Annotated in this window: 28 protein-coding genes, 7 tRNA genes and 1 riboswitch; of the genes, 16 read left to right on the top strand and 19 right to left on the bottom strand. The window is 65.8% G+C overall.

What is annotated here, in order from left to right; genetic code table 11:
* The first annotated feature begins 23 nt into the window (after nt 1-23).
* Both N2K98_RS07785 and N2K98_RS07780 read left to right on the top strand, forming a co-directional pair.
* Complete coding sequence (locus N2K98_RS07785) at nt 24-449, top strand: nitroreductase/quinone reductase family protein (protein WP_255865418.1); 426 nt, start codon at nt 24-26, stop codon at nt 447-449.
* A complete protein-coding gene (locus N2K98_RS07780; protein ID WP_255865417.1) occupies nt 446-1,207 on the top strand; it encodes an SDR family NAD(P)-dependent oxidoreductase in 762 nt (253 codons plus the stop codon). Before N2K98_RS07785 ends, N2K98_RS07780 begins: the two co-directional genes overlap by 4 nt.
* A 23-nt stretch (nt 1,208-1,230) precedes the next feature.
* On the opposite strand, the gene N2K98_RS07775 is transcribed toward N2K98_RS07780, so the two are convergent.
* The 3 genes from N2K98_RS07775 to arsB are packed head-to-tail and all read right to left on the bottom strand — an operon-like array spanning nt 1,231 to nt 4,295.
* Nucleotides 1,231-2,700, bottom strand: coding sequence for an FAD-dependent oxidoreductase (locus N2K98_RS07775; RefSeq protein WP_255865416.1), 1,470 nt, complete (start codon nt 2,698-2,700; stop codon nt 1,231-1,233).
* A gap of 33 nt (nt 2,701-2,733) precedes the next feature.
* On the bottom strand, nt 2,734-3,153 hold the full coding sequence (locus tag N2K98_RS07770) for an arsenate reductase ArsC (protein WP_255865415.1): 420 nt from the start codon (nt 3,151-3,153) through the stop codon (nt 2,734-2,736).
* Nucleotides 3,150-4,295: an ACR3 family arsenite efflux transporter gene (gene arsB / locus N2K98_RS07765; RefSeq protein ID WP_257794430.1), complete on the bottom strand. Its 1,146-nt coding sequence runs from the start codon at nt 4,293-4,295 to the stop codon at nt 3,150-3,152. The genes N2K98_RS07770 and arsB overlap by 4 nt, the downstream gene beginning before the upstream one ends.
* Nucleotides 4,296-4,389: 94 nt before the next feature.
* Between arsB and N2K98_RS07760 the strand changes: the two genes are divergently transcribed.
* Both N2K98_RS07760 and N2K98_RS07755 read left to right on the top strand, forming a co-directional pair.
* On the top strand, nt 4,390-4,740 hold the full coding sequence (locus N2K98_RS07760) for an ArsR/SmtB family transcription factor (RefSeq protein ID WP_255792453.1): 351 nt from the start codon (nt 4,390-4,392) through the stop codon (nt 4,738-4,740).
* Nucleotides 4,737-5,282, top strand: a complete 546-nt coding sequence (locus N2K98_RS07755; RefSeq protein WP_255865413.1) for a GNAT family N-acetyltransferase — start codon at nt 4,737-4,739, stop codon at nt 5,280-5,282. The genes N2K98_RS07760 and N2K98_RS07755 overlap by 4 nt, the downstream gene beginning before the upstream one ends.
* Here N2K98_RS07755 and N2K98_RS07750 read toward each other — a convergent pair.
* The 12 genes from N2K98_RS07750 to N2K98_RS07695 all read right to left on the bottom strand — a co-directional run bounded on the left by N2K98_RS07750 (nt 5,279) and on the right by N2K98_RS07695 (nt 15,720).
* Nucleotides 5,279-6,544 (bottom strand): MFS transporter, encoded by a 1,266-nt coding sequence (locus N2K98_RS07750; protein WP_255865412.1) that lies wholly within the window; start codon nt 6,542-6,544, stop codon nt 5,279-5,281. The two genes, N2K98_RS07755 and N2K98_RS07750, sit on opposite strands and share 4 nt — an antisense overlap.
* A gap of 19 nt (nt 6,545-6,563) precedes the next feature.
* Nucleotides 6,564-7,379 (bottom strand): CPBP family intramembrane glutamic endopeptidase, encoded by an 816-nt coding sequence (locus tag N2K98_RS07745; RefSeq protein WP_255865411.1) that lies wholly within the window; start codon nt 7,377-7,379, stop codon nt 6,564-6,566.
* Between the two features lie 35 nt (nt 7,380-7,414).
* Nucleotides 7,415-8,509, bottom strand: coding sequence for a DNA alkylation repair protein (locus N2K98_RS07740; protein WP_255865410.1), 1,095 nt, complete (start codon nt 8,507-8,509; stop codon nt 7,415-7,417).
* Between the two features lie 71 nt (nt 8,510-8,580).
* Nucleotides 8,581-9,012, bottom strand: a complete 432-nt coding sequence (locus tag N2K98_RS07735) for a DUF1801 domain-containing protein (protein WP_255865409.1) — start codon at nt 9,010-9,012, stop codon at nt 8,581-8,583.
* Between the two features lie 75 nt (nt 9,013-9,087).
* Nucleotides 9,088-9,771 carry a nicotinamide riboside transporter PnuC gene (gene pnuC, locus N2K98_RS07730; RefSeq protein ID WP_255865408.1) on the bottom strand — a complete coding sequence of 228 codons (684 nt, stop codon included), beginning with the start codon at nt 9,769-9,771 and terminating at the stop codon, nt 9,088-9,090.
* Between the two features lie 134 nt (nt 9,772-9,905).
* Nucleotides 9,906-10,051, bottom strand: a riboswitch (FMN riboswitch).
* A gap of 9 nt (nt 10,052-10,060) precedes the next feature.
* On the bottom strand, nt 10,061-10,729 hold the full coding sequence (rpe, locus tag N2K98_RS07725; RefSeq protein ID WP_229952130.1) for a ribulose-phosphate 3-epimerase: 669 nt from the start codon (nt 10,727-10,729) through the stop codon (nt 10,061-10,063).
* Between the two features lie 10 nt (nt 10,730-10,739).
* The gene (locus N2K98_RS07720) at nt 10,740-12,242 is read right to left on the bottom strand and encodes an RsmB/NOP family class I SAM-dependent RNA methyltransferase (protein ID WP_255797946.1); all 1,503 of its coding nucleotides are present in this window, start codon (nt 12,240-12,242) and stop codon (nt 10,740-10,742) included.
* Nucleotides 12,239-13,180 carry a methionyl-tRNA formyltransferase gene (gene fmt, locus N2K98_RS07715; RefSeq protein WP_255865407.1) on the bottom strand — a complete coding sequence of 314 codons (942 nt, stop codon included), beginning with the start codon at nt 13,178-13,180 and terminating at the stop codon, nt 12,239-12,241. Before fmt ends, N2K98_RS07720 begins: the two co-directional genes overlap by 4 nt.
* Nucleotides 13,181-13,777 carry a peptide deformylase gene (def, locus tag N2K98_RS07710; protein WP_229952133.1) on the bottom strand — a complete coding sequence of 199 codons (597 nt, stop codon included), beginning with the start codon at nt 13,775-13,777 and terminating at the stop codon, nt 13,181-13,183. It abuts the gene before it with no gap.
* A gap of 74 nt (nt 13,778-13,851) precedes the next feature.
* The gene (locus tag N2K98_RS07705) at nt 13,852-14,796 is read right to left on the bottom strand and encodes a PD-(D/E)XK nuclease family protein (protein WP_255797948.1); all 945 of its coding nucleotides are present in this window, start codon (nt 14,794-14,796) and stop codon (nt 13,852-13,854) included.
* A 59-nt stretch (nt 14,797-14,855) separates the two neighbouring features.
* Nucleotides 14,856-15,539 (bottom strand): MBL fold metallo-hydrolase, encoded by a 684-nt coding sequence (locus N2K98_RS07700; protein ID WP_255865406.1) that lies wholly within the window; start codon nt 15,537-15,539, stop codon nt 14,856-14,858.
* Between the two features lie 109 nt (nt 15,540-15,648).
* A tRNA-Val gene (locus tag N2K98_RS07695) sits at nt 15,649-15,720 on the bottom strand.
* A gap of 213 nt (nt 15,721-15,933) precedes the next feature.
* Between N2K98_RS07695 and N2K98_RS07690 the strand changes: the two genes are divergently transcribed.
* From N2K98_RS07690 to N2K98_RS07655, 8 genes are all read left to right on the top strand, one after another.
* Nucleotides 15,934-16,007 (top strand) — tRNA-Gly (locus tag N2K98_RS07690).
* Nucleotides 16,008-16,077: 70 nt separating this feature from the next.
* A tRNA-Cys gene (locus N2K98_RS07685) sits at nt 16,078-16,151 on the top strand.
* A 28-nt stretch (nt 16,152-16,179) separates the two neighbouring features.
* Nucleotides 16,180-16,251: transfer RNA gene (locus N2K98_RS07680), tRNA-Val, on the top strand.
* Between the two features lie 28 nt (nt 16,252-16,279).
* Nucleotides 16,280-16,353: transfer RNA gene (locus tag N2K98_RS07675), tRNA-Gly, on the top strand.
* A gap of 56 nt (nt 16,354-16,409) precedes the next feature.
* A tRNA-Val gene (locus tag N2K98_RS07670) sits at nt 16,410-16,481 on the top strand.
* 25 nt (nt 16,482-16,506) lie between these two features.
* Nucleotides 16,507-16,580 (top strand) — tRNA-Gly (locus N2K98_RS07665).
* Nucleotides 16,581-16,810: 230 nt separating this feature from the next.
* Nucleotides 16,811-17,098 (top strand): hypothetical protein, encoded by a 288-nt coding sequence (locus tag N2K98_RS07660; protein ID WP_255797950.1) that lies wholly within the window; start codon nt 16,811-16,813, stop codon nt 17,096-17,098.
* 94 nt (nt 17,099-17,192) lie between these two features.
* Nucleotides 17,193-18,170, top strand: a complete 978-nt coding sequence (locus tag N2K98_RS07655) for a GNAT family N-acetyltransferase (RefSeq protein ID WP_308219822.1) — start codon at nt 17,193-17,195, stop codon at nt 18,168-18,170.
* On the opposite strand, the gene N2K98_RS07650 is transcribed toward N2K98_RS07655, so the two are convergent.
* From N2K98_RS07650 to N2K98_RS07640, 3 genes are all read right to left on the bottom strand, one after another.
* Nucleotides 18,160-18,657 carry an SRPBCC domain-containing protein gene (locus tag N2K98_RS07650; RefSeq protein WP_255865405.1) on the bottom strand — a complete coding sequence of 166 codons (498 nt, stop codon included), beginning with the start codon at nt 18,655-18,657 and terminating at the stop codon, nt 18,160-18,162. The two genes, N2K98_RS07655 and N2K98_RS07650, sit on opposite strands and share 11 nt — an antisense overlap.
* 39 nt (nt 18,658-18,696) lie before the next feature.
* Nucleotides 18,697-19,143: a hypothetical protein gene (locus tag N2K98_RS07645; protein ID WP_230024347.1), complete on the bottom strand. Its 447-nt coding sequence runs from the start codon at nt 19,141-19,143 to the stop codon at nt 18,697-18,699.
* A 118-nt stretch (nt 19,144-19,261) separates the two neighbouring features.
* The gene (locus N2K98_RS07640) at nt 19,262-19,846 is read right to left on the bottom strand and encodes a VOC family protein (RefSeq protein ID WP_255865404.1); all 585 of its coding nucleotides are present in this window, start codon (nt 19,844-19,846) and stop codon (nt 19,262-19,264) included.
* A gap of 101 nt (nt 19,847-19,947) precedes the next feature.
* On the opposite strand from N2K98_RS07640, the gene N2K98_RS07635 reads away from it, so the two are divergent.
* Entirely contained in the window at nt 19,948-20,628 is a 681-nt protein-coding gene (locus N2K98_RS07635) for a hypothetical protein (RefSeq protein ID WP_255865403.1), read from the top strand.
* 113 nt (nt 20,629-20,741) lie between these two features.
* Nucleotides 20,742-21,599 (top strand): SDR family oxidoreductase, encoded by an 858-nt coding sequence (locus tag N2K98_RS07630; protein WP_255865402.1) that lies wholly within the window; start codon nt 20,742-20,744, stop codon nt 21,597-21,599.
* Between the two features lie 20 nt (nt 21,600-21,619).
* Here the strand turns inward: N2K98_RS07630 and N2K98_RS07625 are convergent, their stop codons facing one another.
* A complete protein-coding gene (locus N2K98_RS07625; protein ID WP_255865401.1) occupies nt 21,620-22,552 on the bottom strand; it encodes a CPBP family intramembrane metalloprotease in 933 nt (310 codons plus the stop codon).
* Between the two features lie 354 nt (nt 22,553-22,906).
* On the opposite strand from N2K98_RS07625, the gene N2K98_RS07620 reads away from it, so the two are divergent.
* Complete coding sequence (locus tag N2K98_RS07620) at nt 22,907-24,163, top strand: ScyD/ScyE family protein (RefSeq protein WP_255865400.1); 1,257 nt, start codon at nt 22,907-22,909, stop codon at nt 24,161-24,163.
* 103 nt (nt 24,164-24,266) lie between these two features.
* Nucleotides 24,267-24,521, top strand: coding sequence for an antitoxin (locus N2K98_RS07615; RefSeq protein ID WP_255865399.1), 255 nt, complete (start codon nt 24,267-24,269; stop codon nt 24,519-24,521).
* Nucleotides 24,522-24,579 lie beyond the last annotated feature (58 nt).

The following is a 24,579-nucleotide window of genomic DNA, read 5'->3' as shown; positions in this document are numbered from 1 at the left end:
AGATACTTACTTAGGAGAGCGTGATGGAACCAGGAATCGAAAAGGCGCTGGCTATCACCCCGGCTTCAAGCGCTCGGGAGCGCACGATCGACATCACTACCACCGGCGCGCGCACCGGCAGGCCGCGGCGCATCGAGGTGTGGTTCTACCGGGTCGACGGGCAAATCTATCTCTCCACGACGCCGGCGAGCCGCAGCTGGTACGCGAACATTGTGGCGAACCCTGACTTCGTGTTCCACCTCAAGAACGGGGTGCGGGCGGATCTGCACGCAGTGGGTACTCCGGTAAACGATCCCGCTCAGCGGGAGGCCGTATTCTCGTCGATCATCGCCGATCTCAATCAGCCGCGGAACCCGGCCGGCATCGGACAGCCGGTCGAACCCCTTGAGGAATGGATGGAGAGAAGTCCTCTCATCAGCGTGGAGTTCCCGGAAGGAGACACCAAATGAACGCCCCTCGAATCGCCGTCATTACCGGGGCCAACCGAGGCTTGGGCCTAGCGACCGCCCACGCCCTCGCCCGGCGGGGCTTCGCCGTGGTCCTCACCTATCGGGGCGAAGCCGACGATGCATTCCGCGCCGTGAAGGAGATTCGCGCCGCAGGCGGTGATGCCATCACCGCGCGACTCGACCTGGCGGATACCGCCTCCTTCGCTGACTTCACGGTCTCGCTGCGGCGCGACATTAACGAGCGGTGGGGACGTTCAGACATTGACGTGCTGGTGAACAATGCCGGGATCGGACTGTTCGGCCGGCTCGAAGACGCCACGGTCGATGAATTCGACGCCCTCATGGGAACGAACGTGCGCGGTACGTTCTTCCTCATCCAGGCACTGGCACCCCACATCGGCGACGGAGGTCGCATCATCAACGTGTCCACCTCGCTCACCCGCCACGTCAGCCTCGGCACCTCGCTCTACACGGCGTCGAAGGCGGCAGTGGAGGCCATCACCCGCACCCTCGCCGTGGAGCTCGGGCCCCGCGGCATCCGCATTAACAGCATTGCCCCCGGTCCCACGGCCACGGACTTCAACGGCGGCGCTATGCGCGACGACCCCGACCTGCGCAGCAGCCTGGCAGATCAGACCGCGCTGGGCCGCGTCGGCCAGGCGGACGAGATCGCCGATGCCATCGCAGCCCTTGCGTCAAGCGAGCTGCGCTGGATGACGGCCGAACGCGTCGAGGTCTCGGGCGGCACTCTGCTCTAGAACTGCGGGAAGACCTCCGAGACCTACTGTGACCGATTTGGTGGATCGATGGCTACGGAGCGACCGTGCTCCAGACCGGTAGGAATACCGAGGAACGCAGGTTCGGGCGCCGAGCAGCAGGAATCAGCGGGTGCAGCAGCAGCCGGTTCCGGCGTTCCGCAGCAGGAAACTTCCCCCTGATCAGCGGCGTCGTCGGTGCCGCAGCCGGCCACGGTGTCGCAGCTGCCGCCCAGATCCGTGGAGCAGACCCCGGTTTCGGGCAGGACGAGTTCGACGTCGTCGGCCGCCTTCTGGTCCCCGGCCAGGGCCGCGGCAATGGAACGGACCTGCTCGTACCCCGTAGCCATCAGGAATGTCGGCGCCCGGCCGTAGGACTTCATGCCGACAATGTAGAAGTCCTTCTCCGGGTGCGACAGCAGCCGGGCGCCGTGCGGTGTCACGGTGCCGCAGCTGTGGAATTCCGGGTCGATGAGCGGCCCCAGCGCCCGCGGAGCTTCCACGGCCGGGTCCAGATCCAGCCGGACTTCACGGAGCATGTCCAGCTTCGGGCGGAAGCCGGTGGCCGGAACCAGCAGGTCGACGTCCAACTGCGTCTCCCCGCACGGCGTGGTCCCGACGACGGTCAGCGAGTCCGAGCTCTTGAAGCCGGTGATGGTGAACGAGGTCCGCAGGTCGATGCGGCCTTCCTCGACCAGGCTCCGCAGCCGGCTGCCCAATGCACCGCGGGCGGGCAGCCCGTCCAGGTCGCCACCGCCGTACACGCTTGACGCCGAAGACCGTCGGATCACCCAGCTGATCCGGGTTTCCGGCTCCTGCTCGGCCAGCTCCCCCAGCGCCAGCAAGGTGTTGGCCGCAGAATGGCCGGCACCGACCACCAGGACGTGCTTGCCGGCGAAACGGGCGCGGTCCCGACCGGTGACATCCGGCAACGGCGCGGTGATGAAGCCCTCCGCGTAGGCTGCGGACTCCCCCGGTGCTGCAAGTCCGGCCGAGCCCAGCGGGTTCGGGGAGTTCCAGGTGCCCGAAGCGTCGATGACGGCGCGGACCCGGTGATCGGCAGTTGTACCGTCAGCATTCCGGACGCGGACCAGGAACGGGGTGGTGTCGCGGCCGCCGGTGCGGGTCTTGTCCAGGCCTTCGCGGCTGACGGCAACTACTTCGCTGTTCGTGTGCAGACCGTTCCGGATGGCGGGGACGGCGGCCAGCGGCAGCAGGTACTGTTCGAGGAGCTCCGCGCCGGTGGGCAGGGTTTCCGCGTCCGGTTCCTGCCAGCCGGTGCCGGTGAGCAGGCGGCGGGCGGCGGCGTCGACGTCGTACTGCCACGGCGAGAACAGCCGGATATGTCCCCAGGCGCGGACGGCAGCGGCAGGCGCGTCGCCGGCTTCAAAGATCACCGGCGTCAGCCCGCGTTCGAGCAGGTGGGCGGCGGCAGCCAGCCCCACGGGGCCGGAGCCGATGACGGCGACGGGAAGCTGGGACAGATCAGTGTTCATTGGTGCTTTTCCTCAGGGAGAACGAAGGGTTTGCTAAGCCGGCAGGAGATCGGCGATGAGCGCGGTGATCCGCGCCTTGATGTCGTCGCGGATGGGGCGGACCGCCTCCACGCCCTGGCCTGCGGGGTCGTCGAGCTTCCAGTCCTCGTAGCGCTTGCCGGGGAAGATCGGGCAGGCGTCGCCGCAGCCCATGGTGATCACGACGTCGGACTCCTTCACGGCCTCGGTGGTCAGCACCTTGGGCAGCTCGGCGGACATGTCGATGCCCTCCTCGGCCATGGCCTCGACAGCGGCGGGGTTGACCGAGTCGGCGGGCGCGGAGCCGGCCGAGCGGACCTCAATCCGCCCCTCGCCGAGGTGCCGCAGGTACGCGGCGGCCATCTGCGACCGCCCGGCGTTGTGCACGCAGACGAACAGGACGGAGGGCTTGGCTGCGGATTCGGTGGTGCTCATCGGTTTGTCTTTTCTGTGGAGGCCTCTGTGGAGGCGGGAGGGACGGGAGCGGCGGCGGGCCAGTATTTCTTATGCGCCCAAAGGGCGACATAGACCAGCGCGACCAGGACGGGGACTTCGATCAGCGGTCCGACGACGCCGGCCAGCGCCTGGCCGGAGGTCACGCCGTAGGTGCCGATCGCCACGGCGATGGCGAGTTCGAAGTTGTTTCCGGCGGCGGTGAAGGCCAGCGTGGTGGTCCGGGGGTAGCCCAGGTTCAGGATTCTGCCGAGGAGCATTCCGGCGCCGAACACGACCAGGAAGTAGACCAGCAGCGGCAGGGCGATGCGGGCGACGTCGAGCGGGTTCGAGGTGATCTCATCCCCCTGCAGCGCGAAGAGCAGCACGATGGTGAACAGCAGGCCGTACAGTGCCCACGGGCCGAGCTTCGGCAGGAACGTGCCCTCGTACCAGTCGCGGCCCTTCGCCTTTTCACCGAGGGTCCGGGTGAGGAAGCCGGCCAGCAGCGGGATGCCCAGGAAAACCAGGACGCTGGCGGTGATGGCCCAGAAGGAGAAGCCGGCGCTGGTGGTTTCCAGTCCCAGCCAGCCGGGCAGGACCTGCAGGTAGAACCAGCCCAGGGCACCAAAGGCGAGGACCTGGAAGACGGAGTTGATGGCGACCAGCACGGCGGCGGCTTCGCGGTCACCGCAGGCCAGGTCGTTCCAGATCATCACCATCGCGATGCAGCGGGCCAGTCCGACAATGATCAGTCCGGTGCGGTATTCCGGCAGGTCCGGCAGGAAGATCCAGGCCAACGCGAACATAAACGCCGGAGCTGCGACCCAGTTGAGCACCAGTGAGGTGACCATCAGTTTCCGGTCGGCGACAACCCTCGAGGTTTCGTCGTAGCGGACCTTGGCCAGCACCGGATACATCATCACCAGCAGGCCGACGGCGATGGGCAGCGACACATTCGACACCTTCACCGAGTCCAGCGCAGGCCCAATGCCCGGAACCAGGCGGCCCAGCAGCAGTCCGGCGGCCATCGCGGCGAGGATCCAGACCGGCAGGAAGCGGTCCAGGGTGGAGAGCCGGGCGGTGACCTGGCCGGTCTGGGGTGGTGCGGTGGACGTGCTCACAAAGCTCCTTGGCAGGGACATCGACAGGGCAAACTACATTGAAGAACATCGATATCCTTCGATGTTGAGTATCCCGGGATATATCGATACCTGTCAATCTGTGCATAATGGGCAGGTGACCACTGCACTGACAGTTCCCGCTCCCGCCGTCGAGGCCTGCTGCACCCCGCTGACTTCTGAAGCGCTGAGCGTCGAAGACGCCCAACGCTTCGCCCAGCTGCTGAAGGCCGTGGCCGAGCCGACCCGGCTGCGTCTGGTCTCCCTGATTGCCGCCCAGGAGAACAAGGAAGCCTGCGTATGTGACCTCACCGAGCCGATCGGACTGGGCCAGCCGACGGTGTCCCACCATTTGAAGATCCTGGTCGACGCCGGCATCCTGCACCGCGAAAAGCGCGGCGTCTGGGCCTACTACTCCATCGTTCCGGGTGCACTGGAACGCGCGGCTGCGGTCCTGTCTCCCCGGTGAGCAGCCCACCTGCTGCTGAGCCGGGCGGGGCGATCCTCGTCCGTTCCCTGCTGGCTTCGGACTGGCCCTCGGTGCGCAGGATCTACGCGGCGGGGATTGCCACCGGCCACGCCACCTTCGAGAGCAAGGTGCCCGACTGGGAAGCCTTCGATTCCGCCCATCTACCCGGACTCAGGCTTGTTGCCGACGCAGGAAACGGCCTCCTGGGATGGGCGGCGGCCTCCCCCGTTTCCACCCGGGATGCCTACCGGGGCGTCGTCGAACATTCTGTTTACACCGCCCCCGCAGCCCGAGGACGCGGCATCGGACGGCTTCTGCTGAGCGCACTGGTGGCGTCCGCTGAAACCTCGGGAATCTGGACGCTTCAGTGCAGTATCTTTCCGGAGAACACGGCCAGCCTCGCCCTGCACCAGGCAGAGGGCTTCCGCGTGGTTGGCAGGCGCCAACGTGTGGCGAAAATGAGCCACGGACCGCTCGCTGGTCAATGGCGGGACACCCTCTTCCTGGAGCGGCGCAGCGACGCCGTCGGAACCGACGACTAGTACCCTTCCACGGCCTTGCTACGCCGGGCCCAGAACAGCACCGGGATCAGCAGCAAGGCCAGGATGCCGCCCGAGAGGGCGAGTGTGGCGTAGCTGGTGCCGGCCATCACCACGCCGGACAGGGTTCCCCCTCCGGCCCCGGCCAAGGCAACGAGCACATCGATCTTGCCTTGCACACGTGGGCGGATCTCCGGGGACGTGTTATCAACCACCAGTGCCGTGCCGGCAATAAGCCCGAAGTTCCAGCCAATGCCGAGCAGGGCGAGGGCCAGGATCAGTAGCCCCAGGGATTCCCCCGGAGCGAAGGCTGCGGTGACTCCGGCCAAGAGCAGGGTCACCCCGGAGGCGATAGCCATTGGAGTACGTCCGAGTTTGTCCACCAATATCCCCGTGACAAGCGACGGCAGATACATCGCGCCGATGTGCACCCCGATAACCATTCCGACCGCGGCAAGGTCATGGTGATGGGACCTCATATGCACCGGCGTCATGGTCATGATCGCCACCATCGCAATCTGGGTCAGCACCATCACGGCGGCACCCACGTAGACTCCGGCCCCCGGACGGGCTGCCGGCGCACCGACGTCGCTCGGCACGGTATCCGCCGTCCGGTTCTCCAACCCGCGTGCCAGAAAGAACGGATCCGGGCGCAAAAGCACCAGCAGTACGACGCCGGCGGCCAGGAACGCTGTTCCGGCAAGAAGGAACGGGCCGGCCAGGGCAGGGATACCGAGACCGTCGGCGAAGCGGCCCATGGGCGTAACCAGGTTGGGTCCGGCAACCGCCCCGAACGTCGTCGCGACCATCGCAATGCTGATGGCCTGTCCCCTGCGGTCCGGCAGCGCCAGGTCCGTTCCGGCATATCGAGCCTGCAAATTGGTGGCCGTTCCCGCCCCATAAAGGAACAGGGCCGCAAACAGCAGAAGAGGGCTGTCCACCACCGCGGCTAGGACCACGCCCAGGGCACCGAGACCGCCGGCGACGAACCCGGCTCCGAGTCCAATGCGCCGTCCGGCCCGCTGGGTGACTCTTCCCACCAGGTAAGCAGCCAGCGCGGAACCCAGGGTGATCAATCCGGCGGGCAGGCCGGCGAGGCCCTCCGACCCAAGCATGTCCTGAGCCAGAAGTGCCCCCACCGTGACACCTGCTGCCAGCCCCGCCCCGCCGAGGATCTGGCTGAGGACAACCACGGCGAGGGTACGCCGCTGAACCGAGACGCGGCGCGCCTCATCCAGCACGATGGTTGGGCGGGTCTGCTTCATTGCCGGTCCGGTCTCCCTGTCAGTACTGCACGACGCCGGTGAGCACCAGGACGGGGAACACGACTGCCGGGGAACTCGTCATGAGGTTCACGAGCAGATGCGCGATGGTGATCGGCAACAGGCGCCCCTGAGCCCGGACGATGAGCGCCGACCCGAGTCCCCACACGGTGAAGGCAACCACGTACACAACCATCGCGTCAGTAGTCGGAGCGAAGAAAGCATGCTGCGCGCCGAAGGCCAGGGAACAGACGAGCATCGCCGGCCACGGAGACCACGAGGCCGAGAGCCGGGACTGCGCGTAGCCGCGGTAGACGGCTTCCTCGGCAGGCGCATTCAGCGGAGCGAACGTCACCACAGCAAGGATGCCGAGGATCAGTGACCAGGCCGGTGAGGAGATCGTGGCGGCGTCGGGGTCGTAGAACACGGTGGCGAACGCATCGAACATGCCGGATCCGTGCAGCACCCACATCGTGGCCATAACGGCGAGGACAAACGGTATATAGAGGACGGCGATCCACAGCAGGCCCCACCCGGCGTCCCGAAGCACCGAGCGACCCGGCGCAAAGAGGGACCGCAGGTTGGACCCCTCGCTTCGCAGCAGGCGCGAAACGAGCAGCAGCGAAGCGATGTTCACCGGAATCAGGCTGAGGGACGCCAGCATCGGTGAGGACGGGAACGTGGCCGTACCGTCAACGGCGCGCATGATGAGCCACGCCGCCACCGTTGCTGCCGCCACCATTCCGAGGCGGGCAAGGAGGAGGCACGTTGCCCGCCGTCCCGCCAGGCCGACGTCGGCGGCGGACGGCCCGGGCTGCCGGACCGTGACTGTTTTCATGGGCACAGGCTAGCAAGCCCTGGACCGAGGGGACCCTACAGGAGCAGATCAAACTCCAGCCGGCCGTGCCGGACCCCGTTGACCTGCACCTCCAGGGCATGCGTGCCCGCATAGTGCCGCCGGGTGGTCATCTGCCGGAAGCCATGCCGGCCGTTCAACTGCCGGGACTCCCCCGGCTCCAGGGACACCGTGGTCAGCTTGAAGACCTTTTCCGCCGTGGACCCGTTCGCCTTGACGTAATGGACCGCGTAATCAACCGACAGCCGGGCCGGAGCGTCTCCGGTATTGGTCAGGACAAAGCCGAAGCCCAGCTCGCCCGGCAGCTGCAGGATGGACGCTTCCGCCCGGAGCTCGGTTACGCTCACCTCGGCCGGAGTGAAACCCATCAGCTCGAGCGCACCGGGATTTCCCTTCTTCACCAGCGTGCGAAGGCTCCGCCGAACCACCCAGGCGCTGCCGGGCGTGCCGGTCTGCTGCCAGCGCGCGGCTGCCTCAAGCACGAGCTCGGGTGCGTGCCGCGCGAGGTCGTTGGCGTGGTTGGCGACGGACCGGCGCACGTATTCGGACTCGTCGTTGTGCATCGCATCCAGCAGCGGCAGCGTGGCCCCTGACGTAGCGAGCAGCAACGGCACCCGGACGGCCCACGGCAGGTAGGGCCGGGTTCCCTCGCTGGCCAGCCGGCGTACGTGTTCGTCGGGGTGGTCGGTCCAGGTGCGGATGATCGCCAAAGCGCGCTCGTGATCGGCTTTCAGCAGCCGCCGGATGGCGAACTCGCTGGTCAGCCCCGGGGTCAGTTCCGCGAGCAGCGCCACAGCGTCGTCGAAGGCCGGGGTGCCGCCGTCGGCCAGTGCCAAGGTTACGGCAGCCTCGGTGACCGGCCACAGAGCCCAACCGGTGAAGGTCGGATCGTCCAGCGCGGCGCGGAACGCAACCGCGGCGGCCGGATAGGTGCCCAGCGCGTTAACGAGGGCGTGCGCGACGGCGTCGGTGCGGCCGCGCAGCGACAACGGTTCCAACCGGGTCCGGGTGTCCAGCAGTTCGTCCCAATCGATACCGGGCTCCGCGCCGACCAGCGCATCGTGCAGGGTCTTGACCTCGTTCGGCCCCAGCAGGTCATCCATCGCGCCCATGATGTTCCCCCGTTCCGGCTTCTCTTATACCCGGCAGGCAGCGCCCACCTCTTACTCAGCGTTCTGCTCACTCATGAGTCATCCTTTGGGTCGACTCCGCTGCCCGGGGTTTCCGCGGTAACGCGCCGGTAGGACTCGGCAATGATCCCTCCGAGGACATCCAGGTCCACCTTAGCCAGATCCTTGATGTAGAGGCAGCCCGCACCCGTCGTGTGGTTGCCGAGACGGGACAGTTGCTCGGTGTACGTGTCCACTCCGTCAGGAAGATATACCGTGGTGGCGCCCTTGCGCGGAGAAAATGCCGCCGCCCCGGCGTTGCCTTCCCGGCCGCTGGCGTATTTGTAGTGGTAGCTGCCGAAGCCGACAATCGACGGCCCCCACATGGCTGGCTGCTCGCCCGTGATCCGCGTCATCAGCGCGACCAGGGTCTGGGCGTCGCGGCGGCGAACGGGCGATGCCACACCGTCGATGAAGCTGCTGACGCTGGTGCTGGTTGCTTCCATGGTGCGCCTCCTCGTTGCCGGTCCGGCTTCCATCCTGGACGCCGGACCCGGGTTTAGCTGCCGGCCACGGGTTCTTTACCGCGTCCGCGGATCAGGCATCATCACTTCCACCTGCGGCTTCTCGTCGCGCTTGGCCTTCCACCAGACGAAGAAGCCGGCAAGGGTGAAGCCGCCGTAGAAGAGGTACATAAAGGCTGTGGCGTAGTAACCGGCGCTGAAGAGCAGCGGGACGCCCACTATGTCCACGGCCACCCAGATGAGCCAGAACTCGACCCACCCCTTGGCCATGCCGTAAGTGGCCAGCAGCGAACCGACGAAGGTCCAGGCGTCGGCCCACACCGGTTCGTAGGAACCGAGTCGGGCGAAGACCGGTGTCAGGGCAACGGTGCCCAACAGCATGATCGTCACCAACCCGATTCGTTCCCGGGTGGAGGCCCACTGCGGGGTCACGGCACTCTCGCCGTGGGACTTGCTCTGCTGCCAGCGCCGCCAGCCGTAGATGGACACCGCAATGAACATGATCTGCCGGCCCGCCTGGCCCAGCAGGGTGGCCGTATCGGCCCCGCCGAACATGGAGCCGAGGAAGACGGTCAGCAGGAGCAAGTTGCCCAGGATGCCGACCGGCCAGGCCCACACTTTACGGCGCATACCGCCGAAGGCGCTGAGCAACCCGAAGATGTTGCCCACCAGTTCGCGCACCAGCAGTGAGCTTGAGCCCACCGGAATCTGTGCCTCAAAGAGCCATCGCAGAAAATCCATGTCGTCCTTATCCCTAAGCGGGTGCTCCGGGGGTACGACAGTACGATGCGTCGCCGGGGTGCGACCGGTCCGAGGGGTCACCCCTGCAAAAGGGGACCTCGAAGGGTCAGCAAAGCCGGCGGAACAACAAACTGCACGTGCTTCTCCCATCCAGACTTTAACTGTCGGTATCGGAATTTCACCGATTCAACCGAACCGCCTCCCCGAGGTTCTCGGATCAGCAGTGCGGGTCGCGGACTATAACCGCCGGTTCGGAATTACACCGACCCCGGAGCACGTTTGTTGCTAGCTATTCTTGCACAGCCGCTTCGGCAGATGCGCGCAATTTGCGGATAGCGTCATTGGGATCACCAGCGCCGTACACGGCCGAGCCGGCCACGAACACATTCGCGCCGGCCTCGGCTGCCCGTTCGATAGTCTCCGGCGAGATTCCACCGTCTACCTGGATAGCCAGCGGCAGCCCGGAGCCGCGGACGGCCTCGGCGGCCCGCCGGATCTTGGGCAGCGTCACGTCGAGGAACTTCTGTCCACCGAAGCCCGGCTCCACCGTCATGATCAGCAGCATGTCCAGCTCGGACAGCATGTCCAGGTACGGCTCCACCGGAGTCGCCGGGCGGAGGGCCATGCCTGCCTTCGCACCGCGCTCCCGCAGGTCGCGGGCGAGCTTGATCGGCGCTGTCGACGCTTCTACATGGAAGGTCACGGACGCGAGGCCGGCCTCGGCGTACAGCGGCGCCCAGCGGTCGACGTCGGCGATCATCAGGTGCGCGTCCAGCGGCAGTGCGGACACCTGCTGGATCCGTTCCACCACGGGCAGCCCGATGGTCAGGTTCGGGACGAAGTGGTTGTCCATCACGTCCACGTGCACGGCGTCCGCCGCACTGATCCGCTGGAGCTCGGCTTCGAGGTTCACGAAGTCGGCCGAGAGGATGCTCGGGTTAATGCAGCACTTGCTCACGAAGGTTCTCCTAGATTTTGCGGCGGATCAGCGCCAGGAACATGGCGTCGGTGGCGTGGATGTGCGGCCACAGCTGGGCAGTGGACTCGTGGCCGGCTTCCAGCGCACCGGGCAGGCTGACGGCGTCCAGCGCGGCGCCGGCGTCGAGCAGTTCCAGGTCGTTGCGCTTGCGCATCACGTCGGCGACGACGGCGGTGGTTTCCGCAGGGTGCGGGGAACACGTTACGTAGGCCACCACGCCCCCGGGTTTTACCGCGTCCACGGCGGTGGTGAGCAGCTCGCGCTGCAGGATACCGAGTTCGCCGACGTCGGTGGGCTTGCGACGCCAGCGGGACTCCGGGCGGCGGCGCAGCGCGCCCAGGCCGGTGCAGGGCGCGTCGACGAGGATCCGGTCGAAGGTCTCCGGGTAGTCTTCGGCGATGGTGCGGCCGTCTCCGGTCCGTACGTTCCAGGTTTCCCCGGGCACGGCATCAAGGGCCTGGCGGACCAGCTGCGCGCGGTGCGGGGCGGGCTCGTTGGCCAGCAGCACGGCACCGGATTCGTGCGCGAGGGCGGCGAGCAGCGCCGCCTTGCCACCGGGGCCGGCGCACATGTCCAGCCACTTTTCGACGCCGTCTTCATCGACGGACGCGCCGCCGAGGTCCAGTTCGGCCAGGGCACGGGCGACCAGCTGGGAGCCGGCGTCCTGCACCCGGGTGGTGCCGGCGCGGACCGAGTCCAGCCGGCCGACGTCGCCGGCGGAGAACAGTGCGGAGTCCTTCACGAGCTCGCCGTCGGTTGCTCCGGCGGCGCGGGCCTCATCGAGGTCGCCGAGGCCGGGCAGGGCGACCAGATTCACCACGGGAGCGTCGTTGTCGGCACGCAGCAGGTCGGTGATCTCGTCGACGCTGCGTCCATGGGCCACCAATGACTGGCGCAGGGCCCGGACAATCCACTCCGGGTGCGAGTGCTCAATGGCGGAGCGCTTAACGGCGTCGGTTTCGCCTTCGGTAAGGATCTCCACCCACTCGTCCAGGCTGCGGGCGGACACCTTGCGCAGCACCGCGTTGATCAGTGCCGACGGGCCGGCGCCGATGACGGCACGGGCCAGGCCCACAGTCTGGTCGAGGGCGGCATGCGCCGGAACGCGCATGGCCAGCAGCTGATGGGTGCCGATGCGCAGGGCGTCCAGGACAGCGGGGTCCAGGCGTTCCAGCGGGCGGTCCACGCACTTGGCGAGGATGGCGTCATAGGTGCCCTGGCCGCGCAGGGCGCCGTAGGCCAGTTCCGTGGCGAAGCCGGCGTCGCGCTTGTCCAGCCGGTGCTTACGGATGCTTTTCGGCAGCACGAGGTTGGCGTAGGCGTCCTCGCCGGAGACGGCGCGCAGCACTTCAAAGGCGACCAGCCGGGCCGGATCGGCTGCGCGGGTGCGCTGGCCGGGGGCGGCGGCGGTGCGGGTCTTCACGGCGGCGCGGCGGCGTTCGTGGCCCTTGTCGTTGCGGTGTTTGTTGGGCTGGTCGGGCTGGGGGGTCATTCGAAGACCACGTCCTCACGGTTGGCGAGGCCGCGGGCCCAGTCGGCCCCCGGCATCATTTTCTTGCCTGCGGGCTGGACACGCAGCAGTTCGAGTCCGTGCGAGCCGGTCCCCACGACGGCGGCGGCGTCCCCGCCGCCGGTGAAGCGGACCTGGCCGGGGCGCAGGTCGGTGACGTCGGAGCGCAGTCTGGCCGCGCCGATCTTGAACCGGGCGCCGTCCCAGGTGGTCCACGCGCCGGGTTCGGGAGTGACGCCGTTGATGCGGCGGCGGATAGCCAGGGCCGGCTGCTGCCAGTCCACACGGGCATCGTCGATGCTGAGCTTGGGTGCCAGGGTGATGTCACCCTGCTGCGGCACCGGTACGGCAGCGCCGGCGTCGACCGCACTGAGTGTCTGGGCCAACAAGACGGCACCGGAGTGCGAGAGGCGTTCGAGCAGGTCACCGCTGGTGTCCTCGGGCCGCACCGTTTCCGTGAGCGTGCCGTAGACCGGGCCGGTGTCCAGCCCGGTCTCGAGCAGGAAGGTGGACGCGCCCGTGATGTCGTCACCGGCAATGACGGCGTGCTGCACGGGGGCCGCGCCGCGCCAGGCGGGCAGCAGCGAGAAGTGCAGGTTGATCCAGCCATGCTTGGGCACGGTGAGGGCGCGGGCCGGAACGAGTGCGCCGTACGCAACGATCGCGGCGACGTCGGGCTCCAGGACGGCAATCGCCGCGATGGCTTCGTCGTCCACCTTCGACGCGCGGATTACGGGCAGGCCCAGTTCCTCGGCGCGGGCGGCGACCGGGGAGGGCGTCAGGACCTTCTTGCGGCCCAGCGGAGCATCGGGGCGGGTAAGGACGCCGACGACGTCGAATCCGGCGTCAACCAAGGCATCCAGGGACGGCACGGCCACGGAGGGTGTGCCGGCAAACAGGACGCGAAGTGCCGCGGTCACCTAGGCTCCGGCCTGGGTGCCGAACGTACCCTTGGCCGCCTGGCCGAAGGTACCGAAGCTGGAGCCCACGCTTTGGGCACGCTGCGCTGCGGTACGGTCCGCGATCGCGTCGTACTCGCGCTGCCGGATGGCCCGGAGTGCTTCCTTGCGCTGCTCGCCTTCGAGCCGGTCGATATAGAGAGCGCCGTTCAGGTGGTCCGTTTCGTGCTGGAAGCAGCGGGCCAGCATCCCTTCGCCCTCGATGCTGATCGGGTTGCCGTGCAGGTCCTGGCCGGAGACGCGGGCCCAGCGGAAGCGCGGTGTCTGGTAGCCAAGCCCGGGGATGGACAGGCAGCCCTCCAGATGGTCCGGCTGGAGGTCGTCGCTCAGTTCAAGGACGGGATTGACCACATGCCCGGCCTGGCCGTCCACACGGTAGGTGAAGACCCGCAGGCTGACGCCGACCTGGGGTGCTGCCAGCCCGGCACCTTCGACGTCCTCCATGGTTTCCTCCATGTCCGCTACCAGCTTCGCCAGTTCGGGGCCGAAGTCGGTCACGTCTTCGGCGCGGGTCCGCAGGACCGGGTCGCCGAGCGTGCGGATAGTCAGGATGGCCATCGGGGGTTTGTTCCTTACTCTTGCTGCAGGGGATCGGAATCCAGTCTAGTTGGCTCCGCCGCCCGCCGGGACGCTCAGGCCTGTGGAGCGCCCGCTGCCACTGAAGTCTGTGGATCCGCAGTCTCTGCAGGTACAGCCTCCGGGGCTGATGCCTGGGCAGCAGGGGCTTCGTGCGCGCCGACCGGGGGCGGCGGCACGGGCAGCAGGGCACGGCCGGCGGCAACGGCATCAATACTGGTCTGCCAGACCCGGCGCAATGCGCAGAACTTGAACCAGTGCTGGGGCAACACCTCAGGATTGGCCCGCATGGGACGCACCTCCGTCTGGCCAACAGCGACGCCCAGCAGCAGCGGGTCCTGTCCGTAGGCCCACGGCTCCCAGGTGCCGGCACCGGCGTCGACCAGCGACTCCTGTGCCTTCATCCCGGCGACGAGCTGCATCACGACCTTGTCATCCAGCTGTTTCACCTGCCCGTCGCGGTCGGTGTTCTTGGTCTTGTAATCGATCAGGCACAGCCGGCCGCCGATCCGAGCGACCAGGTCCAGGGTGCCGGCGTAGCCCAGCTCGGCGTTCCACACGGTGATTTCCGGCGCGATGGGCTGGACGTCGTAGAGCTTCCACCATTCGTCGAACCGGTCCGCGAACTGGTGCTCGCCGCGGGCCGCAAGCTCCTCGCGGGCACGTTCGAGTTCATGCGGGCGGTCCAGAGCGCGGAGCGCAACCTGCTCACAGTAGAAATGGACGCGTGTACCCCGCTGCGCGGCGGCGTCGCGGTAGCGTTCCGAAGCCGAGGACGCCTCCTTCACCACGGAGCGCAGCTGCGACGGGCTGCCGAGGGCTGCGGTGAGTTTGGGATCCTTGACGACGGCGGAGGCGGCCATATAGCTGTGCCAGCCGTCCAGGGACGTAGATCCCTGGGAAATCACCGTGGTGATGGACGGGACCGTGGGCGGCTCGGAGAGCGACCGCGAATACATGCGTCCGTATTCGGTTGCGTGTGCCAGTGCTGGTTCAGTCATGTTTCCAGTCTGCCACCCGGCGGTGACAGTCTGCTTTCGGCTCCCCGCACGGTCTGTGCCTAGCGGCGTCCGCCTGCGCGGACCCGGTCCATCACGGCATCGACGCGGCTTCGAATTTCATCCTTGCCTCCGACCAGCCCGAAAGGAGGGCCGTCGTCCGTAGTGCCCCACGGCACGAGAACGTCAAAGTCCAGATCACGGACCTGCGCGAGGCTGGCGAGGTAATCGCCTCGAAGGTGCTCGTCCAGAACCACCGCTTTCCACTCACCGTGCTCAATCCAGATGAAGTCCCCGGTGAACAGGAAGCGCCTCTCCCCGTTGTTCCATAGGTAGTTTGTTGTGCCCGCAGTGTGTCCCGGCGTCGGAATTACCTCAAGGTCTTCGCCAATCATCTGACGCCGGTCAAACACGGCCGACACCGGAAGGGACCCGGCCACCTCGGCCCGGTCCCCCTCATGGACGTATACCGGAATATCGAACTCCGGCGCTCCGTACATCGCTTCATGGGCGTGGTTGATCAGCAGCCGAGCAGCTCCACCCCGGTCCATGATGGCCTCCGCGGAGCTGTTGATCCCCGGCGAGTTGTAAACAATCATGTTGCCGCCGGGCCGCTCGAGGACGAACGAGCGAAGCAGCACGTTGTGCTGATAGGGCAGGCGCACGGCGGAAGTGGCAAGCAGCCCGTCCAAGGGTGCGTGCAACGGGCCGGTTTCCGGAAGGGTCACGATTGGCTCCGTAGTCATTGGGTCCGCAGTGTGGATGCAGGACATAACTACGCCCCAAAAGGAGCCGGCGCCAGATAGACGCAAAAAGCCGCCACCTTCCCGAAGGAAAGTGACGGCCAGTGAAGGGTGGGCGATACTGGGTTCGAACCAGTGACCTCTTCGGTGTGAACGAAGCGCGCTACCACTGCGCCAATCGCCCTTCAATTTGTGCACTCGCGTTGATGCGCCCGGAAGCACTCCAACGTCTAAAGATGCTAGCCCAGATCCCGCCCGAGTCCAAACCAGGGCCGTTCCCGGGGCCGATTGGACGAACCCGCAAACGTCCTATAGAGTTTTTCTTCGTTGGAAAGCGGGGGTTCGCCGCGGAAAGCGCAAGCAATCCGGGGGCGATAGCTCCCCACCTGATCAACATGCGGACGTAGCTCAGCTGGCTAGAGCACCACCTTGCCAAGGTGGATGTCGCGGGTTCGAATCCCGTCGTCCGCTCGCAAGTCACTGTACAAGCCGCTCCCGGTTTTGCCGGGTTCGGTTCTCCAAAGCTTTATGCGGCGGTTACGGTGGGGTGGCCGAGAGGCGAGGCAGCGGCCTGCAAAGCCGTATACGCGGGTTCGAATCCCGTCCCCACCTCCACAGTGGATTGTAAAGAACCCATTTATGGGCGCGATTGGCGCAGCGGTAGCGCGCTTCCCTGACACGGAAGAGGTCACTGGTTCGATCCCAGTATCGCGCACGAACAGTACTGTTTCAGTGCTTTTCTTGCGGACGTAGCTCAGCTGGCTAGAGCACCACCTTGCCAAGGTGGATGTCGCGGGTTCGAATCCCGTCGTCCGCTCTCCCTTCTGCTTATGGTTTTCCAGGAGTAATCCTGAACGGGCCGAGCAGTTTAGGGCGCGATTGGCGCAGCGGTAGCGCGCTTCCCTGACACGGAAGAGGTCACTGGTTCGATCCCAGTATCGCGCACGGACAGTTTCGACTGTTTGCATTTGCGGACGTAGCTCAGCTGGCTAGAGCACCACCTTGCCAAGGTGGATGTCGCGGGTTCGAATCCCGTCGTCCGCTCTCCCCCGGTTTTGGCCGGCTTAGAAGGAACAGGTTTTTACCTGTTCCTTCTTTTGTTTAACCCGCAGTTCATACCGGCCTGATCTGCTCGGTGGTCAAAGCTAAGTTTGCTTATTAGTCGGCCTACAGATAATGTCTTTCCAGTAGAGAAAATGTCGACCTGGTTTCAGTAGCGGGATCAAAGTTGCATGGCCGATAGGCCGCTCACACCACTACTTGAGGAGAACCACATGGCTAATACGCAGACTCACAACGAGCACACGAACACCACCGTTCGCAACGCCAATGACATCAAGGTGTCCACGCGGACCCTCGAATTCGCCGTTTACGTCCTGGCCGTTATTGCCACGATCATCACGGCAGCTGTTGTTGGCGACAACGCCAGCGAAAACGGCCTTGACGCGTTCAACGCCGCACAGGCGATGGAATACATCACCTTCCTCACGGTCGGTCTGATGGTTGCCCGCGGCTTGGCCAAGTCCGGCCACCGCGGACACAACAGCAACAACAACGCGTAACCAGCGTTTTCCGGCCTTGTGCCGGACACTTATTCCGGCGCGGCGCTCTTTGAGCTCCGTGCCGGAATTGTTTTAACTGCTTAGAGTGTGGCCTATGGAAATCCGCCCGCTGGACATCAATGATGACCGCGCTATGTCCGAGGCCTACCGCGTTGAATGCGTGGCAAACCAAAGCGTAAGGCCCGGCTGGATTCCTCTCAGCAGGGAATCACGCATTCTCGGCTGGCGCACGCCTAACGGATGGCGGAACCATCTCCTCGGAGTTTGGAACGGGACCACGCTAATTGGTTTCGCGGCCGGTATGAATTCAACCGACACTCCGGACACCACATGGATATTCGTTTGGGTCGACCCCGCCCACCAAAATGCAGGGATTGGTTCGGCATTGGCCCGTGCGGCGGAAGACGCCAGTCCGGCGTCGACGGCGAGGTTCGTGGCAAGCGCTTACCGGTCCAGCACAAGCGAGATTGACGCGCTCACGCGGGCCTTCGCCTCTCCTTTGGGCTATTCCCAGGCAACCACTGAAACCGTCGTGGAACTTGATCTCCGGGATATGCAGCTAGCGAGTCCGACGACGGCGCCCGGCTACGAAATCTCAACGCACGTCAACGGCGTCCCGGAGCGGTTCCGCGAACAGGTAGGCCAGATCAAGGGCCTGGTCGATGCCGAGGCGCCCAACGGCGAGCTCGGCTGGGGTGAGATACCGGTATCGCCCGATGAATATGCCGATGAGCTGGCCCTGTGGGTCGCTCAGGGTTCCACGGTGTTCGAGTCCATAGCCGTGGACGCTGCCGGAAAGGTTGCGGCCTGGACCTGCTTGGTAGCGGCAGCCGATGCTGAACGGCCGGCACAGATTGAAGGAACGCTCGTCGTCTCCGGCCACCGCGGCCACGGCCTCGGAGCAGCCGTGAAGTTGGCGTCCCTGCACCGGGCTGTCGAATCCGGCAATGTGCATAGGGTCCGGACCAGCAGCGATGACCGAAATGTCTGGATGCGTTCCATCAACTCCGCGCTGGGTTTCACGCCCGTGGAGACGGAAATCATCCTGCAGAAGGAAACCGTCAGCCCGTGACCGCGTCCGCTGCCACGCTTGCGGTATACAACGTCTCAAAAGTGGAATGCAGCGGCCAGAACTGTGCGGCAGGAATGGCGGCGCCGGCGACGGCGGCTTCCAAATACACGAGGTGGGTAATCCAGCCGGGGCCGTAGGAATCGACGAGGGTCCCCAGACCGTAGTGCACGAAGTCCATCACCGCCCCCGCCTCCGTGTCACCCAGCCGGATGCTGATCCGCGACTCGGGTTCCTCGGGGAACTCCCAGCTCGTGGCCAACCGGCGAGGCTCGTCCATGTCAGTAATGACGCTGCGCGACAAGTAGCCTCCGCTATGGTCGACGACGATTGTTCCGCCGGTCCGAGCCTCGCATTCAAGGGAACGGCCCAGCCACTGGGACAAAAGGGCGGCGTCAGTGAACCCCGCCCACACGGCTTGTGCCGGGGCGGAAAACGCCCAGGAAATCAGAAGCGAACCGTCGGCGGTTGATACAGAGGTGAGCGGCATGTCGAAGATTGTGGCATACGGATACGCGTGCCGCACGGATCAGTTTCCGATGGCCAGTGCCATCTGTTCAGCGGACGCGAGATCAGCCAGCACCACCTGGTAGCGGTGGCCACCGGCGTCGGAGAACGTGACAGCACCGGCGCCGCCCATATTCAGTCTCGTCAGGGAGCCGCGTCCGTGCCGCGTCACCGGCCAGTTCACGAGTCCGGTGTTCTGCCCGTTGTCTTTGGCCACCATGATGTCCTGCACGTTTTGGCGCTGAATGGTGCGCTTCCACAGGGGACCTCTCAGGGTGACGGCCTGCTGGTCCACCGAGACCGTAATCCGCGCAACGAAACACCACCAGCCGGCAGCGAGCAGGAACGCTGCGGCGGCTACATACAGATGCCAGACCGACTCGACAGCTGCCCCACCCGCCAACGCGGCCCCGACGGCCGCAAGAAAGGCACCGCCTCCCCACCGAAGCCATCCGGGCGAACGTTCCACGAACCTGACACTGCTTGCCGGTGCCTGCGGCGCCATGGCTTTCCCCCTCATCGTTTCCACGGGCGGTCCTGATTAGGGAACGCTACCCCATTTCCCTGCCGCCCCGAGGTGCAGCCGCCTATCGCATCCGTTCTTCCAGCTCGGCCAGGAACTCACGGGCAGCGGGCATGCCGGGGTCCGCGGCATCGGCGCGACGGATGGCACCCGAGAGGATCTTGGCGGCCTGGGCCGTATCGCCCTTGCTGTCAGCGAGGACTACGGCGTTGTCCAGGCTGCGGCCAAGGGGCGAGGACTCTGTCTCAGCCTGCGGAACCGGGCCCTCGTTCATGATTCGAATCCAGTTTCCCGCCGGATCGATCAGGCTGAATCCGGTCCTCCCATCCGCATTCGTGCGCCTCCGCGGGCGGGTGACGCGGGGATAGCCCGAAATCGGCAGCTTGCCGTAGGCAGCCTGCAGACCTGCTGCAAACGAGTCAAAGAGCGCTCCCGTGTCCGGCACCAGGATCCCGCAGGTGCTGTGTGATTCTTCGGCGCGGTGCCCCTCCAGCACGTAGTAGTGCAACGGAAAACCGTATCCTTCCAGTGCCAGGTAGGGGTTCGGCTTAATCTGCCGGTACCGGACCTGGAACGCCATCGCGGAAAAGAAGGCGGCTATCTCGTCAATGTCCGCGCACGGCAGCATCGGAATGACTTGCGGAGGCATGCCCTTATTCTGCGCCTCGGTCCAGCTCGCGAACAGGGCGCAGTGGTCCTTCCGGGCTCCTGCTGACCGCTGCGCACATCGGTTCGGTCTAGGGTGACGCCATGGAGGACATCGAACCGTACTGGCTGCCGCGGCCACCGCTGGGAGATCGCGTTGCCGAATCCGATCTTGAGGCAGCGGCGGCATCCGTTCACACCGCCGATGGCGGATGGGTCCAGCCGCCGCCGGGGCTCCCTGTCTGGGTTTTCCTGGACCGGCTGGTCCATTCCTTCGGGTACCTGCTTCACGGGTCACCGGGCCCGGGAATTGAAGTGTTTGAACCGCGGACACCCGTTGACTACTCCCCCGATGACTTCAGTAAACAGAAGGCCGTTTATGCCGCCGGTGACGGGATCTGGCCGATTTTCTATGCGGTGGTCAGCCGCCCCCAGCCGGGCCTGAGGTTCCTCAACAGCGCGCTCCAGTTTGTCCGGCACAACGGAGCCACCAGTGGAATGCACTATTTCTTCTCGGTCTCCCCGGGAAATGCGATGGCTCCCCTGTGGCGGAACGGAACCGTATATGTTCTGCCCCGGAAGGGATTTTCCCGCCAGCCGCGTGAACGTCTCGGGCGGCATGTCATCGAGGAGCCCCATTGGGCATCACCGTCTCCTGTGCGGCCTCTCGCGAAAGTCGCTGTCGTACCGGCGGATTTTCCCTTCATGGGGAAGGTACGGAAACACGACGCGGCGGAGGTCGACGTGAAAGCCCTGAAAGACCCGGATGGCTACCCCTGGCTCTGACCCGTCCTGCCGCGTCCGACGTGTCCCGTTACCGCACCTGACTCGCTGGTGACCCAGCCGGTCCGGGCATAGTCTTTCACCACTCCCGCGGGCCCACCTGAAAGGAACCTTCCGTGACCATTGCCATCTTCGGCGCGACCGGACAACTCGGCGGCCTCGTCATTGACTCCCTGATCGGACGCGGTGTCGCGCCGGGCGATGTCCTAGCCTTGGGCCGGAACCAGGACCGGCTGGCTGAGCTCGCCGGCCGCGGCCTGCGTACGGCACGGGTTGACCTCAACGACGCCGCCACCACAGCGGGTGTGCTGGACGGCGTCGAAAAGGTTCTACTCATTTCCATGAGTGAACCGGGACGCCGCGTTGCTCAGCACGCAAACGCAATCGAGGCAGCGCGGGACGCCGGCGTCAGCCACCTTGTCTACACGTCGGTCCTTAATGCGCCGACGACGGTGCTCGCCCTCGCTCCGGAGCATCGGGCAACCGAGGAACTCATCACCGCATCCGGCCTTCCAACGACCTTCCTGCGCCACGGCTGGTATACGGAAAACCACCGGCAGGAGTTCGACGCCGCGCGCCAGACCGGCGTCGTCGCCAACAGTGTGGGTTCAGGGCGCATTGCCAGCGCGCCGCGCCGGGACTATGCCGAGGCAGCCGCCGTCGTGCTCAGCACGCCAGGCCACGAAGGCAAGGCCTATGAACTGTCGGGCGATAGAGCCTGGACTTACACGGAGTTCGCTGCGGCCTCGCAGGAGGTGCTTGAAACCCCGGTGCGCTACGAGGTCCTGACTCCGGAGGAGGAACAGAAGCAGTTGATCGGCCTCGGAATTGATGAGGTGACCGCGGGCTTCCTGGGTACGCTCAATGCCAACATGCGCGACGGTGCGTTGGCCCCGGCACCCGGTGAGCTGTCCAAACTCATCGGGCGGCCTACCGAGCCGCTGATCGAAACGATGCGCTCCTGGGCCCGCTGATAGCGCCTGCTTGCGCCTCGTCAGCCCGCCCGGCGCTGCAGCCGCCGGCGTACGGCTATGAAGACAACGCCGGCAAGGATGATGTGCACCAAGACCAGGGCGATCGCATCCGGTTCAACCCAGGTGATGGTCCATCCTGATTCGAGCCATCCCGTTCCCCCGAGAATGGTGCGGGTGACGGTCAGCTGCGTCCAGTGGAACGCGACCGCCACCAACAACGCGCCGGGCACGGGGATGCGCCGGGCCGCCACCAGTGCCAGCCCGAACAGCACCAGCTGCACGATGTAGACAACGGGGTCGTTGCCCGCCGGGAACACCTCGATGCCTCCTCCGTCGCCTCCGAGCACCGTGGTGATCGCCCACCGCACCGGTCCCACCACCACTCCTACGAATGGGAACAACGCAGTGGTCACCAGCGTCGCAACCGCCAGCCCCCAGCCGTCCCGCAGGTTCGTCCAGACATACCCGCGCAGGGCAAGTTCCTCCGGAAGCGCCTCATAAAGGGCCAGCACCACGCCGTTCAGGAGCAGGAAACCCAGGAAAGCTGCGACGTCGAGCTCTTCCACCCGTATCCATCCGGCCTGGCCGGCGGGTACCCAGACGAGAAGGCCGGTGAGTGCACCCACAGCCACACCCAGAGCCAGTGGCCGGGCGGCTGACCTGCTGAGGCCGAGTCCCTTCAGGCTGCGGTGGTCCAGCCGCCGACGCAGCAGCACAATGCCCGGCACCACGACGGCGGTCATCAGGACTGCCTGCAGCAGGACTTCGGTCAGCCGTCCCCAGCCAAAAGCCCGGCCGAGGGCTTCGGCGACCCCTATGGCCGTGCCAAGGCCGATGCCGAGGAACACCCATCCAAGGACCGCAGCCCGAAGTGCGTGTCCCCGCGGAATCGGTTGTCGCGTCTGGTCCGGCAGTTGAGACGGCGTCACTGCAGTCGGTGTGCGTGCAGGCATCGAGGGTCCTCATTTATCGCGTCGGGGCGGTAGTGCAGGATCGACGCCAGTCCACCACGAAGACCCGGGCAATCTACGCAGCCACGCCCGCTGGTTTGATTGCCGCGGCGACCGAGACGGTGGCAGCGTCCATCCGGGCAGCGACGGCGGCGCCACGAAAAATTACTCGCTTACACACCCCGTCGACTACTTGGTTTTTCTGAACGCCGAGCCGGGGCATGTGCCAAAACTACGTGTTCGCAGAACCCAGCCGCCCCTAGGCTTTGTATGCCTTGGCCGGGGGCGTGGCCGGGATCCACGGGAGGCCAAGAGGCGAGTCTCGCATTGCACCGCACCAATGCTGAGGAGATCACCGTGAAGAAATCATCACCTGCCCTCGCCGTTCTTGCCGCAACCGCAGCGCTGGGGCTCGCAGCCTCACCTGCGACCGCCGGCGGACGGCACCACCCACCATCACCCTCACCCGCACCTGTTGCCGGGGAAGTGACCACCGTTGCCGAGGGGCTGCTCGGTCCCTTGAGTTTCGCCGTCGGTCGTGGCGGCACCCTCGACGTAGCCCAATCATTCACTACGCTCCTGACCCGCATCACTGACGGCGGGGAACCCGAGGTTCTCGCAACGGCGCCCGAAGGCTATTCCCCCGGTTCCGTTTCCCGCGACCGTGGAGCTACTTATTACACAGTTGCTACCGGTGCCGGAACCAACGACCCGGTAGCCAACATCACCTTGCTGCAGTCGGTTGACCGGGACGGCACCATCGAAACGATTGCGGATATTTCTGCTTACGAATTCGCAGAAAACCCGGACAGCATCAACACCTACGGCTTCGAGGAGGCGCTTCCCGCCGAATGCGCGGCACAGTTGCCGGAAGGCATACCCGCGTCGCCCTACACCGGGCTGCCGGACTCAAACCCGGCGGCTTCCCTTCCCGGGCGGTTCGGCGGGACCATTGTGGCGGACGCAGGAATGAACGCCCTCATCCAGGTAAGCGACGACGGCGACATCGCCACGGTCGCGGTGCTACCGCCCATCCCCGTGACCGTACCCGCCGGGATCGGCTGGCCGGATTGCGCAGTGGGACTGGCCTACAACGCGGAACCGGTACCGACCGACGTCGAACGCGGTCCCGACGGCGCTCTGTACGTGACCTCGCTGCCCGGAAGCCCCGAAGGAGGCCCCACGGGATCAGTCTTCCGGATCGACCCGGCCACTCTCGAACCGGAACTCGTGGCGACCGGCTTCGTCGGGGCCACCGGTCTGGCCGTAAACGACAACGGCGATATCTTCGTGGCGGAGCTGTTCGCTAACCGGATCTCGGTGGTACCGTCCGGCTCGGATACCCCCCAACTGTTCCTGGAAGCAAACCAACCTGCTGCCCTGGAACTGCGGGGTGATGCCCTGTATGCGTCAGTGGATGCTCTTGCCGGACTACCGACCGGCCCAGACCCCGAGGCACCGCCAGCTGCGGAGCCTCCGGCTGAGCCGGCCCCGGCGACCGGCAGCATCATCCGGATCGAGCTGGACGACAACTGCGGCGGGTACCATCACCACCACGGAGGAGCTGACCGGCACTCGGGTGACGGTGTCCGCGGCGACGAGTCGGAGGAATAGGCGAGTATGCCTGCAGAGAAAGCCCTTTCCTCCATCCCCTTGCAGTCCTACGATTGTGGGGAACGGGAAACGAGCGGGTTTCCCCTGTGAAAGGAGGTGATCCGTGTCTGTATTTGACGAGCTCAAGGGCAGGGCCGGTGAGCTGAAGGAAAAGGCCACCGGACTTGTCGGACAGAATGCCGACAAGATCAAGGGCGGCATCGATCAGGCGGGAAACTTCGTCGACCAGAAGACCGGCGGCAAGTACTCCAGCAAGATCGATGGCTTCCAGAGCAAGGCCTCGGAAGCAGTTGACAAGACCAACCGCAACCTGGAGCCGGGTACCGGCAACGGTCCCGAGCAGACGCCTCCGGCCTAACCAGCCCCAAGAGCACGACAAAGAAGCGCCGGTCCCGCCGAGAGGCGGCACCGGCGCT

Source organism: Arthrobacter jinronghuae, assembly GCF_025244825.1.
GTDB lineage: Bacteria > Actinomycetota > Actinomycetes > Actinomycetales > Micrococcaceae > Arthrobacter_B > Arthrobacter_B jinronghuae.
The sequence above is the reverse complement of the archived record's forward strand: the minus strand, read 5'-3'. Positions and strand labels throughout refer to the sequence as shown.

Bases quoted from the DNA above. Each gene is read 5' to 3' on its own strand.
- N2K98_RS07775 (WP_255865416.1), bottom strand. From the start codon at position 2,700: ATGAACACTGATCTGTCCCAGCTTCCCGTCGCCGTCATCGGCTCCGGC.
- N2K98_RS07785 (WP_255865418.1), top strand. From the start codon at position 24: ATGGAACCAGGAATCGAAAAGGCGCTGGCTATCACCCCGGCTTCAAGC.
- N2K98_RS07700 (WP_255865406.1), bottom strand. From the start codon at position 15,539: ATGACTACGGAGCCAATCGTGACCCTTCCGGAAACCGGCCCGTTGCAC.
- N2K98_RS07635 (WP_255865403.1), top strand. From the start codon at position 19,948: ATGGAGGACATCGAACCGTACTGGCTGCCGCGGCCACCGCTGGGAGAT.
- N2K98_RS07770 (WP_255865415.1), bottom strand. From the start codon at position 3,153: ATGAGCACCACCGAATCCGCAGCCAAGCCCTCCGTCCTGTTCGTCTGC.
- def (WP_229952133.1), bottom strand. From the start codon at position 13,777: ATGGCCATCCTGACTATCCGCACGCTCGGCGACCCGGTCCTGCGGACC.
- arsB (WP_257794430.1), bottom strand. From the start codon at position 4,295: ATGTCCCTGCCAAGGAGCTTTGTGAGCACGTCCACCGCACCACCCCAG.
- N2K98_RS07780 (WP_255865417.1), top strand. From the start codon at position 446: ATGAACGCCCCTCGAATCGCCGTCATTACCGGGGCCAACCGAGGCTTG.
- N2K98_RS07740 (WP_255865410.1), bottom strand. From the start codon at position 8,509: ATGGGCGCGATGGATGACCTGCTGGGGCCGAACGAGGTCAAGACCCTG.
- N2K98_RS07720 (WP_255797946.1), bottom strand. From the start codon at position 12,242: ATGACCCCCCAGCCCGACCAGCCCAACAAACACCGCAACGACAAGGGC.
- pnuC (WP_255865408.1), bottom strand. From the start codon at position 9,771: ATGGATTTTCTGCGATGGCTCTTTGAGGCACAGATTCCGGTGGGCTCA.
- N2K98_RS07705 (WP_255797948.1), bottom strand. From the start codon at position 14,796: ATGACTGAACCAGCACTGGCACACGCAACCGAATACGGACGCATGTAT.
- N2K98_RS07650 (WP_255865405.1), bottom strand. From the start codon at position 18,657: ATGCCGCTCACCTCTGTATCAACCGCCGACGGTTCGCTTCTGATTTCC.
- N2K98_RS07745 (WP_255865411.1), bottom strand. From the start codon at position 7,379: ATGAAAACAGTCACGGTCCGGCAGCCCGGGCCGTCCGCCGCCGACGTC.
- N2K98_RS07625 (WP_255865401.1), bottom strand. From the start codon at position 22,552: ATGCCTGCACGCACACCGACTGCAGTGACGCCGTCTCAACTGCCGGAC.
- N2K98_RS07735 (WP_255865409.1), bottom strand. From the start codon at position 9,012: ATGGAAGCAACCAGCACCAGCGTCAGCAGCTTCATCGACGGTGTGGCA.
- N2K98_RS07655 (WP_308219822.1), top strand. From the start codon at position 17,193: ATGGAAATCCGCCCGCTGGACATCAATGATGACCGCGCTATGTCCGAG.
- N2K98_RS07640 (WP_255865404.1), bottom strand. From the start codon at position 19,846: ATGCCTCCGCAAGTCATTCCGATGCTGCCGTGCGCGGACATTGACGAG.
- N2K98_RS07750 (WP_255865412.1), bottom strand. From the start codon at position 6,544: ATGAAGCAGACCCGCCCAACCATCGTGCTGGATGAGGCGCGCCGCGTC.
- N2K98_RS07660 (WP_255797950.1), top strand. From the start codon at position 16,811: ATGGCTAATACGCAGACTCACAACGAGCACACGAACACCACCGTTCGC.